Here is a 16,024-nt window from a genome sequence, read left to right as displayed (position 1 = left end):
CACGCAAGCCGCGGATGTTCTGCAGCGTCGGGATCAGCGAATCGAGGTCATGCCCATCGATCGGGCCGATGTAGTTGAAGCCGAATTCCTCGAACAGCGTCGCGGGCACCACCATGCCCTTTGCGTGCTCCTCAAGCTTACGCGCGAGCTCCAGCATCGGCGGCGCGTGGCGCAGCACCCGCTCGACGCCTTTTTTCGCGGTCGCATAGAACTTGCCCGACATCAGCCGCGCAAGGTACCGGTTCAGTGCGCCGACCGGTGGCGAAATCGACATGTCGTTGTCGTTCAAGATCACTAGCAACGGGATGTCCTCACACACGCCGGCGTTGTTCAGCGCCTCGAATGCCTCGCCAGCGGTCATCGCACCGTCGCCAATCACGGCGATCGCATACCGGTCTTCGCCCTTGAGTTGGCTGGCAACGGCCATGCCCAGCGCCGCCGAGATCGACGTGCTCGAATGTGCGGTGCCGAAGGTGTCGTACTCCGATTCGCAGCGGCGCGGGAAGCCCGAGATACCGCCAAGTTGGCGCAGCGTGCTCATCCGATCACGCCGCCCGGTCAGGATCTTGTGTGGATAGGTCTGGTGGCCGACGTCCCAAACGATCCGGTCCGCCGGCGTGTCGAACACGTAGTGCAGTGCAATCGTCAGTTCGATCGTGCCGAGGTTCGATGACAGGTGGCCGCCCGTCTGCGATACGCTGTCGAGCACAAAGGCACGCAACTCATCGGCCAGTGGCTGCAACTGCCGGCGTTCTAGGCGCCGCAAAGCGGCGGGGTCATCGATGGTTTTCAGCAAGTCGTACATCATCATTTTATTTTAGACAATCCTGCGGCGCATACGCCGACGCGCCTGGCCAATGTGTCCTCATGCTGCACGTCGCCGGCCGCCAGGCAGGCCGCCGCTGCGCTCGCGGGCGCCCCGCCCGCCGTCGGCGCGTCAGCTTAATTCACGCGCTCCACCACCAGGTCGGCGATTTGCGCAAGCCGCAGCCCACGCTCGCCCAGTGGCGCGAGCGCCGCATGCGCGTCGCGACGCAACTGTGCCGCGAGCTCCCGCGACGCCTGCAGCCCAATGATCGACACGTAGGTCGGCTTGTCGTGGGCCGCATCCTTACCGGCTGTCTTGCCAAGCGTGGCCGAGTCGGCCGTCACGTCCAGGATGTCGTCCACCACCTGGAACGCCAGTCCCACTGCCTTCGCATACGCATCGAGCCCGCCCTCGATGTCGGCCGACAGCCCGTCACCGCACAGCGCTCCCATTTTGACCGCTGCGCGCAGCAGCGCGCCGGTCTTCATCCGATGCATCGTCTCCAACTGCGTGCGCGACAACCGCGTGCCCACGCTCGTCAGGTCAATCGCCTGCCCGCCCGCCATGCCGAGCGAGCCGCTCGCGCAAGCGAGTTCGCGCATTAACGCGGCCTGCCGGTACCCATCGAGCGCGTCCGAGGCGAGCGCGATGAACGCCTGCGATTGCAACGCGTCGCCGACGAGCAACCCTGTTGCCTCATCATACTGCACGTGCACCGTCGGCTTGCCACGACGCATGTCATCATCGTCCATCGACGGCAAGTCGTCGTGAACCAGCGAGTACACGTGAATCAACTCGAGCGCGCAGGCCACCGCATCGAGCCGCTGGGCAGGCGCGCCTAGCGCCTGGCCCGCTGCATGGCACAACATCGGGCGCACACGCTTGCCGCCGCCCAGCACTGCATAGCGCATCGCTTGATGCAGTCGCATCGGCTCGACGTCCGCCGGCGGCAGCACCGCCGAGAGCGCCGCCTCAGTTCGCGCCAGCACGTCACGTACCCATTCGTCAAATGCCGTGACGCTCATGCACATTCTCCGTCATCAATCGCTGGATCGATGGGCTTGAGTGTCTCGCCATCGAGTACGCGAACTTGTTGCTCGACTTTCTCGAGCTGCTGTTGGCAATACGCGACAAGGGCTGCGCCGCGACGATAAGCCGCAAGCGACGCCTCGAGGCTCAACGCGCCTCCTTCCATTTGCTCGACTAGGGACTCGAGTTCGCCGAGCGCTGTTTCGTAATTATCCGGCAACGGGACATCTGCCCCGTCAGGGGCTGGGGAAGCGGTGTTGGGCATCATGCACGTGTGTTCTGGCAAGTCGTCTATTTTACGGCAAACGCCGTCCGGCCGGCAGCAAATGCGAATTCGGCGCGCCGCGCGCCGGATACGTCGAGCCGGCAAAATATACTCCGAGGACCGAATTGACGTCATAAATGCGATCCGGATCAAAGATTTACCTACCCTCGTTTGCCCGGAGTGAGTATAATTCTCGGTTCCCCTAAATCGATTTTTCGATGGTTGGGTTGTTCACTGCTTTCACGTCTGCACGGGAGTGGGAATGTCCAATCTGAGCAATGCTCTGCAGCTCAAGTCTATTCACGGCCAGCTGCCTGTTTCAGCCTATTTCGACGAAGCGCTCCTCACACGCGAGCTCGACGTCCTGTTTAAACGCGGTCCACGCTACATCGGCCATGAACTAATGGTGCCGGAAGCGGGGGACTATTTCGCGCTGCCCGCAGAGAATGAAGGCCGCATACTGGTGCGCAACCCACACGGTCGTATCGAACTGCTGTCGAACGTATGCCGGCACCGGCAGGCCATCATGCTTAACGGTCGCGGGCATGTCGAGAACATCGTCTGCCCGCTGCACCGCTGGACATACGACCTGAGCGGCGAGTTGCTCGGCGCGCCGCACTTTCCGGACAATCCATGCCTGAACCTGGGCGCCACGCCACTGCAGTCCTGGCACGGAATGCTATTCGAGCACAACGGCCGGGACGTCGCACGCGATCTCGCGCGCCTGGGCCCGGCGAGCCACTTCAACTTTTCCGGGTACCTGTACGACCACACCGAGGTCCACGAGTGCAACTACAACTGGAAGACGTTCATCGAGGTCTATCTCGAGGACTATCACGTCGTCCCGTTCCATCCTGGACTCGGTAATTTCGTCTCGTGCGATGATCTGCGCTGGGAATTCGGCGACTGGTACAGCGTACAGACAGTCGGTGTACACAGTGCACTCGCGAATCCGGGTTCGCCGACATACCGCAAGTGGCACGACCAGTTGCTGAAGTTCCGCAACGGCGCGCCACCAGATTTCGGTGCGATCTGGATGGTGTACTACCCGAACGTGATGATCGAATGGTATCCGCACGTGCTCGTCGTGTCGTATTTGATCCCGCGCGGCGTGCAGCGCACGACAAACATCGTCGAGTTCTACTATCCGGAGGAAGTGGCGCTGTTCGAGCGCGAGATGGTCGAAGCCGAGCGCGCGGCCTATCTGGAGACCGCCGTCGAGGACGACGAGATCGCCGAGCGAATGGATGCCGGACGCCGCGCGCTGCTCGCACGCGGCGAATCCCAAGTGGGCCCGTACCAAAGCCCGATGGAAGACGGCATGCAGCATTTTCACGAGTTCCTGCGCCGCGAGCTCGGCACGATTTGACACGCGCCGGCAATCCGTCAAAGCCGGACTCGGGTCCGGCTTTTTTTGTTTAGACTAGGGAGAGTTCGTCCAGGGTCGATGTCATGACTACCTCGCCAGGAGATTCGCTATGCCGCCGCATCACTACACCACGCTGATTTCCACCGAGAATCTAGCTACCCGGCTCGCCACACCCGGCGTGACCACGCTCGTCTTCGACTGCCGCTTCGATCTGGCCGACACGTCGGCCGGCGCGGCCGCGTATGACGCTGCGCACATCCCAGGAGCACAGTACCTGGATATCGACCACGACCTGTCCGGACCGAAGACCGGCACCAACGGGCGTCATCCGCTGCCTGAACGCGACACGCTCGCACGCCGGCTCGCGCAGCGGGGCTTGAGCCGCGGCGTACAGGTGGTTGCCTACGACGCGCAAGGCGGCATGTTCGCCGCACGGCTGTGGTGGCTGCTGCGCTGGCTGGGCCACGAAGAGGTGGCGTTGCTCGATGGCGGGCTACAGGCGTGGCAAGCCGCCGGGCAGCCGTTGGACAACGCGATACCGGCCATCGCCCCCGGCTCGTTTACACCATCGCAGCCGCTGTCGGTCAGTATCGACGTTCATCGCGTGCAGCAACAGATGAACGCGGCCACGTGCCGGATGCTCGACGCCCGGGCGCCGGACCGTTATCGCGGCGAGAACGAGACGATCGACCCGGTCGCCGGCCACATCCCAGGCGCCCACCATCGCTTCTTCAAAGACAACCTTGCCGCCGACGGTCACTTCAAGCCCGCCCACACGTTGCGCGACGAATTGTGCGCGTTGCTCGACGATACCGCACCAGAGCGCACGATTCTATACTGCGGCTCCGGCATCACCGCGTGCCACAATGCGCTCGCGATGGAAATTGCCGGGTTGCACGGCGCGGCACTGTACGCCGGGTCTTGGAGCGAATGGGTTGCAGACCCGGCCAGGCCTGTTGCCACCGGCGCGCAGCCCTGACTGGCCACGGTTCAGTGCAGCTTGACCCGCGGCCGCGTGGTGCGCCGCAGCCCGTGCGCGAGCATATCGAGTAGCATCCGGCCATAGCCATGCAATGCGGCGATATGCATCCGGTACAGCGATTGATACATGAATCGCGCAAAGAGTCCCTCGACGAACAGGCTCTTGCCGATTAGGCCGCCCATCAGGTTACCGATTGCGTTGTGACCCAGCGAGACGAGGGAGCCGAAGTCGCGATACGTATAGGTGGGCAACGCGCGCCCGTCCAGACGCGCACGCAGCGCTCCGAGCAGGAAACTCGCTTGCTGGTGCGCCGCCTGGGCACGGGGCGGCACCGTTCGCTTGGCCTCGGGCCACGGACAGGCAGCGCAATCGCCAAGCGCAAAGATGTCGTCGTCGCGCTCAGTTTGCAACGTCGAACGCACGACCAGCTGGCCGAGTTTGTTGACCGCCAGCCCATCAAGCAGCGCGAGCACTGGCGGCGCCTTGATACCGGCCGCCCACACGGTCAAATCGGCGCGCAACACCTTTCCGCTGCCCGTGACAACCTCGCCGACGCGCACTTCCGATACCGCTTCACCGGTCATCACCGAGACGTTGAGCCGGCGCAACAGCGCCGCCGTTGCGGCTGAAACGCGTTCCGGCAACGCCGGCAGGACCCGCGGACCGGCCTCGATCAACACGATGCCGATGTCGGTGACGGGATCGAGTTTGTGCAAGCCATACGCGGCCAGTACATGTGCCGTGTTGCGCAGTTCCGCCGACAACTCGACACCGGTCGCGCCCCCGCCGACGATTGCGATCTGGATCCGCGGGCTGGCCGCCCCACCCTGCGCAACGCTGATTGCCTCGCCGTGTGCAGCGCTGGCCAACCTACCGTGTGTAGAGCTGGCCGACCCGCCGTGCGCCGGGCTGGCAGCGCCGCCGGGCAGCGGCCCTTGCCCCACCGCTTGCGGGTGCGACGTGGCGGCCGCGGGTGTATTGTCGGACGCCACATCCGCGCTGGACAGCGGCCGCTGCGCGCGCATGCACGCGGCGACCAGGCGGCGTCGGAAGCGTTCTGCCTGCGCGACCGTATCGAGCGCGATTGCGTGTTGCGCGGCGCCGGTTACGCCAAAGAAATGCGTGGTACTGCCAATCGCGATCACCAGCGTATCGTAGGCGAGCGTGCGCTCGGGCAGCAGTTCGATGCCATCCTCGTCGCGCACCGCGCTCACGCGGATCGTCTTTGCGGCGCGACTCAAACCGAGCAACTCACCCTGCTGGAATTCGAAACCATGCCAGCGCGCCTGCGCCGCATATTCGATCTGGTGCGTGAACGGATCCATGCTGCCGGCCGCCACCTCGTGCAACAGCGGCTTCCAGATGTGCGTCGGATAGCGGTCCACGAGTACCACACTGACACGCTGCGACGCGCGCCGCGACCCGAACCGGTCGCCGAGCCGCGTGGCCAGTTCCAATCCGCCGGCGCCGCCGCCGACCACAATGATCCGATGCATCCCGATACCTCCATCGTTAACCGTCATTCGCATTGCGCCGACAACGCCGGACCACTCGGCGTCAATGTGCTTCCTCCCAGTTGGCGCCCGCGCCCAATTCGGCGACCAGCGGCACGTTGAGTTTGGCGATCGAACACATCAGCTCAGGCACCTTGGCGCGGATGACTTCCAGTTCATCGTCAGGCACCTCCAGCACCAGTTCGTCATGAACCTGCATGATCAACCGCGACTTGACGCGCGCGCGCTCGATCCAATTCTGCACCGCGATCATCGACAGCTTGATCAGGTCGGCCGCGGTACCTTGCATCGGCGCGTTAATCGCGGCGCGCTCGGCGGCCTGACGACGCGGGCCATTGCCGCCGTTGATCTCCGGCAGCCACAACCGGCGACCAAACACAGTCTGAACGAAACCGCGCGATTTCGCCTCCATCCGCGTCTCGTCCATATATCGCGCGACCCCCGGGTAGCGGGCAAAATAGCGGTCGATATAGAGCTTGGCCGCGTCGCGTGCGATGCCCAGATTCGATGCGAGGCCAAACGCACTCATCCCATAGATCAAGCCGAAATTGATGACTTTCGCGATGCGCCGCTGCTCACTCGTGACCTCCTGCCGTGTCACGCCGAAGATTTCCGACGCGGTCGCGCGGTGCACGTCCTCGCCGTGCTCGAAGGCCGCCATCAGCGACGCGTCGCCCGAAATGTGCGCCATGATGCGCAGCTCGATCTGCGAGTAATCGGCCGAGACAATGCTACTGCCCGGCGGCGCGATGAACGCTTCGCGGATGCGCCGTCCTTCCGGCGTGCGAACCGGGATGTTCTGCAGATTCGGATCATTGGACGCAAGCCGTCCGGTCACGGCGACCGCCTGTGCATAGTTGGTATGCACGCGGCCGGTGTCCGGGTTGATCATCTTCGGCAGCTTGTCCGTATAGGTGGACTTGAGCTTGGTCAACGCACGATAGTCGAGCAACACCTTCGGCAGCGGATAGTCCTCGGCGAGCTTCTGCAATACGTCCTCGTCGGTGGACGGCGCGCCTGACGGGGTCTTCTTGATCACCGGCAACTGCAACCGCTGGAAGAAGATCTCGCCGATCTGCTTCGGCGAATTTAAATTGAACTCGCCGCCGGCCAGTGCGTGCGCCTCGGCCTGCAACTCCAGCATCCGGATGCCAAGCTCGTTGCTCTGCGCAACGAGCCGGTCCTTGTCGATCAGCACGCCGTTGCGCTCGATGATCTGCAGCACGCGCGACGTCGGCAGCTCGATTGACCGGTAGACGTAGTCCAGCCCTTTCTCGACTTGAATCTGCGGATACAGCACCTGGTGCAACCGCAACGTAATGTCGGCATCCTCGGCGGAATATTCGGTGGCCACGTCTACCGAGACCTCGTCGAAGCCAATTTGCGCCGCGCCCTTTCCGGCGACGCCCTCGTACTTGATCGTTTTTACGCCGAGGTGCCGCATCGCGAGCGTGTCCATATCGTGCGGACGATGCGATTCAAGCACATACGATTCGAGCAGCGTGTCGTGCTCAATGCCGGCCAGCGTGATGCCATGGTTAGCTAAAACCTGTACGTCATACTTTAGATGCTGGCCAACCTTCTTATGCGCAGGGCTCTCCAGCCATGGCTTGAGCCGCGCGAGTACCTCATCGCGCGGCAGTTGCGCCGGGTGATCCGGCCCGCGGTGCGCAAGCGGAATATATGCGGCGCGCCCAGGCACGGTCGCAAACGATACGCCAACGATACGCGCGCGCATCGGGTCCAGCGACGTGGTCTCGGTGTCAAACGACGTGATGGGCGCCGCCTCGATCACCGCCAGCCACCGCTCAAACTGCTCCCATGCGTTGACGGTTTCGTACTGCCGCTCGATGTCGGTCGCTGGCGCCGGCTCGACCGCGCTCGGACCGAGCGCGACCCCGCCGTCGGCCGTGGCCGCAAACGTGTCAGGCCCGGCCTCGCTGTCGAGCTCGCGCAGCCACGTCTTGAAGCCGTGCCGCAAATAGATGTCGCGCAATTCGTCCTTGGCTTCTACCCGCGCCTGCAGCGACGCGGCAATGGACTGCACGTGCGGGGACAGGTCACATTCGGTATGCACGGTGACGAGCCGACGCGCGGTGGGCAAGAACGCGAGCGCACGACGCAGATTGTCGCCGACCGCACCCTTGATATCATTCGCGTGCTCGATGATACCGTCCAGCGTCTGATACTGCGCGAGCCATTTGAGCGCGGTCTTCGGGCCGCACTTGTCTACGCCCGGCACGTTGTCGACGGTATCGCCGATCAACGTCAGATAGTCGACGATACGCTCGGGGGGCACACCAAACTTTGCGATCACGCCGTCCCGATCGAGCCGCTCGTTGGTCATCGTGTTGATCAACGTGACGCGCTCGTTCACGAGTTGCGCGAGGTCCTTGTCGCCCGTGGACACCACCACGTTCATGCTGGCCTGCGCGGCACGCACCGCCAGCGTGCCGATCACGTCGTCGGCCTCCACGCGCTCGATCATCAGCAGCGGCCAGCCGAGCGCACGCACCGCGACATGGATTGGCTCGATCTGCCGGGACAAGTCCTCGGGCATCGGCGGACGGTGCGCTTTGTAATCCGGATACCAGTCGTCGCGAAACGTCTTGCCCTTCGCATCGAACACGCACGCGCTATACTCTGCGGGAATGTCGCGACGCAATCGCCTCATCATGTTGATGAGACCGTACAGCGCACCCGTCGGACCACCGTCCGGCCCGCGCAAGTCCGGCATCGCATGGTAGGCCCGGTATAAATAGCTCGAACCATCGACCAATAGCAGGGTCTTGCCTTCGAGGTTCTGATTTTCAAGCATTATGACCAAGAGAAAAGTGATTCCGAGTCTGCGTTCACTCGCAGATCAAGAGCGCGCGACAGCCAAGAAGGCCCGCGCATCGTGGCAGATGTTTACGATTATGGCAGAGTTTATCGAGGCGACCGAGTACCTGTCGGAAATCCGCCCGGCCATCAGCATCTACGGTTCTGCCCGGCTCAAGCCGAACTCGCCGTACTACAAGCTCGCCACGCAGATTGCCCGCAAGCTGTCCGATGCCGGCTTTGCGGTGATCTCCGGCGGCGGCCCCGGCATCATGGAAGCCGCCAACAAAGGCGCGCACGCGGGCAAAGCGCCTTCGGTCGGCCTGAACATCGAGTTGCCGCATGAGCAAAGCGGCAACCGATACCAGGACATCTCACTGCGCTTCAGGCATTTCTTCACCCGCAAGGTCACGTTCGTAAAAAACTCTGACGCGGTGATCGTCATGCCCGGCGGGTTCGGCACGCTCGACGAGCTTGCGGAAGTGCTGACGCTGATCCAGACGAAGAAATCGCGCCATGTGCCGATTATCCTGGTCGGCTCCACGTTCTGGAAGGGTCTGCTGGACTGGTTCCGCGACTCGCTCGAGCCGATGGGACTGATCGGCCCACACGACGTCAAGTTGATGCAGGTAATCGACGAGCCAGATCAGGTGCTCGAGGCCGTACTCGCATTCTACGAGGAGCGGGCGCCGGCCGAGGGCGCAGCACAGCCTCCGGCCAAGAGCGATGAAGACCGGATGTTCTACTTGTAGGCGCTACTAGGGTGAGGGTTCACCACTTGAATGTAGTTGGTGAACTGGCATCACTGTGTCCGCCTCGCGAAGGTTCCCCGGATAAACAAAGCATGCGGGTTCAGCCGCAGGTTAATGTGGCCAACTTCTGAGCCAAGGCACGCTGTCCTGGAATCGCGCCCGGGCCAGCTCAGAGAACCGGTTGGCTTCCATAAAGCGGGTAATCTCAACCCTCGTTATATTCCATTGACGATCGTCTAAGTTATCTAGCGCACCCGCGAACCGAAGTCTGCTAAGCACATCGCATAAGGCGGCTTCGCCCGTGCCATTCAATAGACTCAACCCCTGCTGCCAAACCGACTTTACCAGTGCATCGTCCAGTCTGTGGGTATACATGAGTAGACCGAGTGCGGCCTGCGCGCGCTGCGCTGGCAGTACGCGCAATAATGCCGGCTCCAGTAACTGGAGTTCGTGTGCGTGGTGCTCGCGCGGTAAATCCGTCAACCCCTCTGGAAGATCGCGTAGCGCAACGCCCAACTGCTCCTCAGGCAGCGACAGTGCCACATCACGCAGCTGCGTGTACTGTGCGAGCCGCTCCGCTTTCGGCAAAACCCATATGGTACTGGCTAACATGCCAACCGATGCGCCTTGATGAGAGGGTGGCAGCTGCAACGCATGTCCGCGTAACACCGCATACAGCCTAGGGCGGCGGTCGTCGCTTGCACGAAAGCGAATCATTTGCCGACACAATACCGGGATCAGCTCCGCTTTCTCGGACACCCTCAAGGACGCAAGCCGAGCCACAAGCGCCTGATAACGCTCAACAAACTCAGCTGAGCCAAACAATAAGGACCCCAAACTGCCAGCGAGTTCCGTCCAAACATTGTCCTCTTCGGTCGCACGCCACTGCGCCAGTGCGTAAGCGAAGTCGAATAATTCAGCCCGATGGCTCCAATGAAAACCGGGCAATGAGCGCAACAACAGCGCTTTCTGTATCTGCACGCCATCCTTCGGAATGCGCTGCGCCGCCGCGTACACGCGCTTGAAGGCTTCGCCTTGCTCGCGATACGGCAACGCTTCCAAACGCTGGCGCAGCGCGTCAAGCGGCTCGACGTGCTGCGCCGGATCGGCGAGCGTGCCGTCCATCTCACTGAGCAGCTGGTTGACTGACGCGAGGCTCACGGCTTGGTTGGCTCGTTGCCAGTAGCGGTAGACTACGCGCCGACTTTGCATCGCATGGTACGTGCGACGATCGACTGCTGAAAAACTTCCCACGTCTTGAACGGGCACGTAGTCACCGACCTGCTCAATCAGTTCACGCGGCAGGTCACGATATGTCGTGGGTCGGCTGGCAGGCGGGCTCGCCAGTTCACCGCTTGTCAGTTTCAGTGTCGGCGGGAGGGCCGATGCGGCAGGCTGCGGGCACGACTCCAATGCACACATGTAGGCTTGGTAGTCGTTCAAAGCGGCATTCAAATCGAAGTCCATCGGCAAACTCAGCGATCAGTAAAAAAGACACCACGCGTAGCGAAGCTGTGTAACAGGCTAGCGAAAAGTAGGTAAAGACGCGCAGCGATACGTCGTAAGTGTGAGTTCTTTGGCGGGTAGCATAAGCCGGTGGAATAAGCCGGTGGAATAAGCCGGTGGAATAAGCCGGTGGAATAAGCCGGTGGAATAAGCCGGTGGAATAAGCCGGTGGACAAGCTACGCGACATCGTAGGGGCGATGCAAGCGCGCCGACAAAGAGACGTGTCAACCGGCCAATGCTTCTACGTTAATGAAGCGACGCCTATAAGTTGTGTTGGCAAGAAGATAAGTCGCCGTGTTGTAGAAGCGAAGGGATGGCCAAGCAGCGGCCGCCCACGCGTGTGCAGCCGGAGCAGAACAGCGTCGTGATGAAACGCTTGGTTCGAGCGATTAGACGATGGTCAGTGCGCTTCGTGGGAATGACTCGCATGGATGTGACTAGATGCAGGCCTGACACGGGAGGACCTATACCAGGCGCTGTCAAGCGACGGCGGCCCAAGCTTTGGAACCATTTTAAAAGTGATTAAAACGCTCGGGCTGCAATTGCACGTAACGGCACAGGTTTGATGAAACCGCCGAAATTTAAAGCGCAAATGTTCGAGTTGGCCCAAAGCCGGCTAGCCACACGAGTGAAGGAATGACTGCGCATGACGCAAAGGCTCGGGAAGTCGCACGTGTTCCACCTATGCCGATCAAGCGCACTTATTGCTCCCCCAAATAAGCTAGACGAAGCAAAAGCGGGCGGGATCGCCAATTCCCCGCCTCATAAGGCGTGACTACTGGAACGCCACCTCAGCAAAGCTACGCAGCTTGCGGCTGTGCAGTTGGTCCAGTCCGTTGGTGCGCAGCAACTCCATCGCCTTCACGCCGATCTGCAGGTGCTGGTCCACCTGCGCACGGTAGAACTGATCCGCCATGCCCGGCAACTTCAACTCGCCGTGCAACGGCTTGTCGGACACGCACAGCAACGTGCCGTACGGCACGCGGAAGCGAAAACCGTTCGCCGCGATCGTCGCGCTCTCCATGTCGAGCGCGATTGCCCGGCTTTGCGACAGCCGCAGTACCGGTTCGCGATGATCGCGCAGTTCCCAGTTGCGATTGTCCGTGGTAGCAACCGTGCCGGTGCGCATGACGCGCTTAAGCTCGACGCCCTCGAGCCGTGTGACCTGTGCGACGGCCCGCTCCAGCGCCACCTGCACCTCGGCCAACGCGGGCACCGGCACCCACAGCGGCAAGTCGTCGTCGAGCACGTGGTCCTCGCGCACATAACCATGCGCGAGCACGTAGTCCCCGAGCCGCTGCGTATTGCGCAAGCCGGCGCAGTGCCCGAGCATGATCCACGCGTGCGGACGCAGCACCGCAACGTGATCGGTGATCGTCTTCGCATTGGACGGCCCCACGCCGATATTGATCATCGTGATGCCGCTGCCATCGGCACGCTTCAAGTGGTACGCGGGCATCTGCGGCATGCGCGCCACCGGCAGCCCCTGTTCCGGCTGCTCGCCCAGGTTCGCGTTGTACGTGATCACGTCACCGGGCTCGACGAACGCAACGTATTCGCTGCGATACGCGCGCTCGTGCGCATCGTCAGCGCGCGCCATCAGCGAACGACCAAACTTGACGAACTGGTCAATGTAGAACTGGTAATTCGTGTAAAGCACGTAATTCTGAAAGTGAATCGGCGACGTCGCCGTATAGTGACGCAGCCGGTGCAGCGAAAAGTCCACTCGCGCCGCTGTGAACAGGGCCAGCGGGTGTGGTTCGCCAGACGGCGTCTCGTACGTGCCGTTGACAATGCGGTCGTCCAGCAGCGACAAATCCGGCGTATCAAAGAGGTCGCGCATCTGCCGCAGGCGGTTCACGTCCAGCTCGCCCTCCAAGTGGATACCTTCCGCAAACGCAAAGTGGATCGGAATGGGCTGCCGCGACACCCCAATCTCGATCGACGCCTTATGGTTCCTCACGAGCAGTCTCAGTTGTTCGCAATAATAGTCGGCGAATAAGTCTGGCCGGGTCACCGTGGTTTCATAGACGCCGGGGCCCGCAACGAAGCCATACGAGTGGCGTGAATCGATATGCGTATTGACGTCCGTGCGAATCCGCACGAACGGATAACAGGCGCGGATACGCGCCTCAATGCGCTCGCCGCGCCGATACCGTTCGAATGCATCGCGCAGCGATGCACTACTAGCATCATAAATAGCGGAGAGCCGCTCGACCGCCGCGGTGGGATCGTCGAAGGCTTCGGTGCAAAACGTGGCAGACGCGTTGATCACATTCATTATTCGATTTCCTCGGAGCAGGCGCAACGGCCTAGGGGCGGGAGCGCACCCGGGCCCGTGCCGACCGGCGCCAACCCACATTATCACGGAACACGGCTGCGATGCGGGACACGAAAAAAACGCGGCGACGGCATCACGCTGGTGCCTATGATGTACGCTGGTTTGATAAAATCGCTTTACCGTCTCGGAGAACTGTCATGAAGCCGTTCCACACTGCGCTTGGCGCAATCCCTCGCGGCGCGACCCGGTTCGCGATCGTGCTGGTGCCGGCCACCCTGGCGCTGGCCACCACGATGGTCGCCGCGGCGAGTGCGCCCCAACCGGACGCCGCGGCAACGCCGGTCACCGCCACGCCGCAGGATGAGAACGAGGCCGTCGGCTTGCCAAATCTGAAGGCAATCAACCGGCCGGCCGGCGTCGCGCATTCGACGGTGCAATTTAATGCGCCGCGCACGCCGAGCTTCTATGAAAAGAGTCCGAACGGTACGTCGATCACCGAATATCGCGATCGTGGCAAGCCGGTCGAAATCCAGGTTCATTCGAATTTCGGCACACGCTACCAGATGAGCGCCTCGCCGGATGTCTCGCCGCAAGTGCACGAGAGCGGCAAGCCGTCCACGCGGCTGCCGTCCTTGCAACTCAAGTACTGACCGCCCGGTGGCCGGCACCGAATGCCGGCCGCGCGCGGACCTCTGCCGTCCCACACTGGCGGCAGCCTTCGAACCTGTCCAATGACGTCTGCATGGCCGTTTTCACCGCCGTCCCCGAAGCCCGGCTCACCGCCTGGGTTCAGCACTACGCGATAGGCGAGATCATCGATTTTCGCGGCATTGCGTCCGGAATCGAAAATAGTAATTTTTTCTTGACGACAACCACTGGCAAATACGTACTGACGATCTTCGAGAAACTCGCCGCGCACGAGTTGCCGTTCTACCTGGAATTGATGCGGCATCTGGCGGCGCATCACGTGCCGGTGCCCGACCCAATGCGCCGCGACGACGGCGCGTTGTTCAGCATGCTAATGGACAAGCCCGCCGCGATCGTGACGCGGCTGGACGGCTCGCCGCAGCTGGCACCGCAGGTTGCGCACTGCGCCGAAGTCGGGCAGATGCTGGCGCGAATGCACGTCGCCGGACGCGACTTCCCGATGCACCAGCCGAATTTGCGCAGCCTGCCCTGGTGGCAAGACAATGTCCCGGCGGTGTTGCCCTATGTAACCGATGCGCAGCACCCGTTACTCGTCAGTGAATTGGCGTATCAGCAGGCGTTCTTCGCGTCGCCCGACTACGCGGCGCTGCCCGGCGGGCCATGCCACTGCGACCTGTTTCGCGACAACGTGCTGTTCGTGTCGCGCGACGGACGTGACACGCTCGGCGGCTTCTTCGACTTCTATTTCGCCGGCTGTGACAAGTGGTTGTTCGATGTCGCCGTGACCGTCAATGACTGGTGCGTCAACCTGGACACCGGCTGCCTGGATGATGCGCGAACACAGGCATTGCTGCGCGCGTACCAGACTGTACGGCCGTTCACGCCGGCCGAGATGCGGCATTGGCGCGACATGCTGCGTGCCGGTGCGTTACGTTTCTGGCTATCCCGGCTCTATGACTTTTACTTGCCACGCGACGCTCAACTGCTCAAGCCGCACGACCCCGCTCATTTCGAGCGTGTGTTGCGCGAGCGCATCGGCGCAGACGCGTTGCCGTGGGTTTGACGACTCTCCTATGCGACTAATCGAGGCACCCGCGAAATCCGGCTATGTTTGGTTCCGCCAAGGCATCTGGCTGTTCCGCAAGAACCCGCTGAGCTTCCTGGCGATCTTCTTCACCTATTTGTTCTCGATGATGCTTGTCGCGCATGTGCCAGTAGTCGGCTCCGCGCTGTGGCTGATGCTCGCGCCAGGCTTGTCCGTCGGGTTCATGAGCGCGTGCCGCGACGTGATCGCCGGCAAGCACGTTTTGCCGCTTGCGCTGTTTACCGGCTTTCGCGCGCATGGCGGCGCCGTCGCGCGGCAGCTGTTGCAACTTGGGTTACTCTATCTGGTGCTGGTCACCGCGAGTCTGTTCCTGACGTCGCTGATCGACGGCGGCTCACTGCTGAAAACGCTCGTCAGCGACGCGAAGCCGGATGACGACGTCGCCTCCAGCGGCATGTTCCTTTCCAGTATCGCGCTCGGCTTCGTATTCTACGTGCCCACGATGATGCTATTCTGGTTCGCACCACTGCTGACCGCCTGGCATCGCGTGCCGCCCGTCAAGGCGATGTTCTTCAGCTTCATGGCCTGCTGGCGCAACCGCGGCGCGTTCCTCGTCTATCTGGCCACGTGGTTTGCGGTCCTGATGGGGATGTCGCTGCTGCTCGGTTTCGTGCTGAGCGCGTTCGGCCTGACGAGCGGCGCGTTGACCGCGCTGTTGCCCGTCAGCGTGATCCTGTGGACGATGATCTACTGCTCGTTCTACGCGACCTATCGCGGCTGTTTCGGCGTCGAGCAGCGCGCTGGCCCGCAGCCTACCGCGTAAGCCGTCGTGACGTTCACGGCAGCGCCGCCGCATGACCGTGCCACGGCCCCACGCGCCCACCGCTGCCGGTCCGTCACTGTCACTGCTGCGGGTCCATTGCCCCACCGCTGCCAGTCCGTTGCTCTACCTCTGCCGGTCCGTCGCCCTACCGCTGCCGACCCGTCGCCCCCACCGCTATCCG

The 16,024-nt window shown here is 62.3% G+C and carries 13 protein-coding genes and 1 pseudogene; 7 read left to right on the top strand and 7 right to left on the bottom strand.

The window, feature by feature from the left end; genetic code table 11:
- The 3 genes from KQH60_RS04300 to KQH60_RS04290 form a co-directional block, all read right to left on the bottom strand.
- Window positions 1-805, bottom strand: an 805-nt coding sequence (locus tag KQH60_RS04300; RefSeq protein WP_237575342.1) for a 1-deoxy-D-xylulose-5-phosphate synthase N-terminal domain-containing protein, incomplete at its 3' end; no start/stop codon positions are given.
- Window positions 806-942: 137 nt separating this feature from the next.
- Window positions 943-1,839, bottom strand: coding sequence for a polyprenyl synthetase family protein (locus tag KQH60_RS04295; protein WP_237575339.1), 897 nt, complete (start codon window positions 1,837-1,839; stop codon window positions 943-945).
- On the bottom strand, window positions 1,830-2,105 hold the full coding sequence (locus tag KQH60_RS04290; protein ID WP_237575338.1) for an exodeoxyribonuclease VII small subunit: 276 nt from the start codon (window positions 2,103-2,105) through the stop codon (window positions 1,830-1,832). The genes KQH60_RS04295 and KQH60_RS04290 overlap by 10 nt, the downstream gene beginning before the upstream one ends.
- 259 nt (window positions 2,106-2,364) lie before the next feature.
- Between KQH60_RS04290 and KQH60_RS04285 the strand changes: the two genes are divergently transcribed.
- Together KQH60_RS04285 and KQH60_RS04280 are read left to right on the top strand one after the other, a co-directional pair.
- Complete coding sequence (locus KQH60_RS04285; protein WP_237575337.1) at window positions 2,365-3,471, top strand: aromatic ring-hydroxylating dioxygenase subunit alpha; 1,107 nt, start codon at window positions 2,365-2,367, stop codon at window positions 3,469-3,471.
- A 109-nt stretch (window positions 3,472-3,580) separates the two neighbouring features.
- Window positions 3,581-4,450 carry a sulfurtransferase gene (locus KQH60_RS04280; protein WP_237575336.1) on the top strand — a complete coding sequence of 290 codons (870 nt, stop codon included), beginning with the start codon at window positions 3,581-3,583 and terminating at the stop codon, window positions 4,448-4,450.
- A gap of 11 nt (window positions 4,451-4,461) precedes the next feature.
- On the opposite strand, the gene KQH60_RS04275 is transcribed toward KQH60_RS04280, so the two are convergent.
- Both KQH60_RS04275 and polA read right to left on the bottom strand, forming a co-directional pair.
- The gene (locus tag KQH60_RS04275; protein WP_237575335.1) at window positions 4,462-5,949 is read right to left on the bottom strand and encodes an NAD(P)/FAD-dependent oxidoreductase; all 1,488 of its coding nucleotides are present in this window, start codon (window positions 5,947-5,949) and stop codon (window positions 4,462-4,464) included.
- Between the two features lie 61 nt (window positions 5,950-6,010).
- Window positions 6,011-8,785 (bottom strand): DNA polymerase I, encoded by a 2,775-nt coding sequence (gene polA / locus KQH60_RS04270; RefSeq protein ID WP_237575341.1) that lies wholly within the window; start codon window positions 8,783-8,785, stop codon window positions 6,011-6,013.
- Between the two features lies 1 nt (window position 8,786).
- On the opposite strand from polA, the gene KQH60_RS04265 reads away from it, so the two are divergent.
- On the top strand, window positions 8,787-9,539 hold the full coding sequence (locus KQH60_RS04265; RefSeq protein WP_237575334.1) for a TIGR00730 family Rossman fold protein: 753 nt from the start codon (window positions 8,787-8,789) through the stop codon (window positions 9,537-9,539).
- 111 nt (window positions 9,540-9,650) lie between these two features.
- Here KQH60_RS04265 and KQH60_RS04260 read toward each other — a convergent pair whose 3' ends face one another.
- Entirely contained in the window at window positions 9,651-11,006 is a 1,356-nt protein-coding gene (locus tag KQH60_RS04260) for a hypothetical protein (protein WP_237575333.1), read from the bottom strand.
- A 480-nt stretch (window positions 11,007-11,486) separates the two neighbouring features.
- On the opposite strand from KQH60_RS04260, the pseudogene KQH60_RS04255 reads away from it, so the two are divergent.
- Window positions 11,487-11,612, top strand: a pseudogene (locus KQH60_RS04255) (DNA-binding protein); the annotation flags it as partial.
- A gap of 209 nt (window positions 11,613-11,821) precedes the next feature.
- Here KQH60_RS04255 and KQH60_RS04250 read toward each other — a convergent pair.
- Window positions 11,822-13,327: an AMP nucleosidase gene (locus KQH60_RS04250; protein ID WP_237575332.1), complete on the bottom strand. Its 1,506-nt coding sequence runs from the start codon at window positions 13,325-13,327 to the stop codon at window positions 11,822-11,824.
- Between the two features lie 293 nt (window positions 13,328-13,620).
- On the opposite strand from KQH60_RS04250, the gene KQH60_RS04245 reads away from it, so the two are divergent.
- The 3 genes from KQH60_RS04245 to KQH60_RS04235 all read left to right on the top strand — a co-directional run bounded on the left by KQH60_RS04245 (window position 13,621) and on the right by KQH60_RS04235 (window position 15,843).
- Complete coding sequence (locus tag KQH60_RS04245; RefSeq protein ID WP_237575340.1) at window positions 13,621-13,977, top strand: hypothetical protein; 357 nt, start codon at window positions 13,621-13,623, stop codon at window positions 13,975-13,977.
- 92 nt (window positions 13,978-14,069) lie between these two features.
- Window positions 14,070-15,038 carry a homoserine kinase gene (locus KQH60_RS04240; protein WP_237575331.1) on the top strand — a complete coding sequence of 323 codons (969 nt, stop codon included), beginning with the start codon at window positions 14,070-14,072 and terminating at the stop codon, window positions 15,036-15,038.
- Between the two features lie 10 nt (window positions 15,039-15,048).
- Window positions 15,049-15,843 carry a BPSS1780 family membrane protein gene (locus KQH60_RS04235; protein ID WP_237575330.1) on the top strand — a complete coding sequence of 265 codons (795 nt, stop codon included), beginning with the start codon at window positions 15,049-15,051 and terminating at the stop codon, window positions 15,841-15,843.
- Window positions 15,844-16,024: the final 181 nt, after the last annotated feature.

This window comes from Mycetohabitans sp. B8, from assembly GCF_021991875.1.
Lineage (GTDB): Bacteria > Pseudomonadota > Gammaproteobacteria > Burkholderiales > Burkholderiaceae > Mycetohabitans.
The sequence above is the reverse complement of the archived record's forward strand: the minus strand, read 5'-3'. Positions and strand labels throughout refer to the sequence as shown.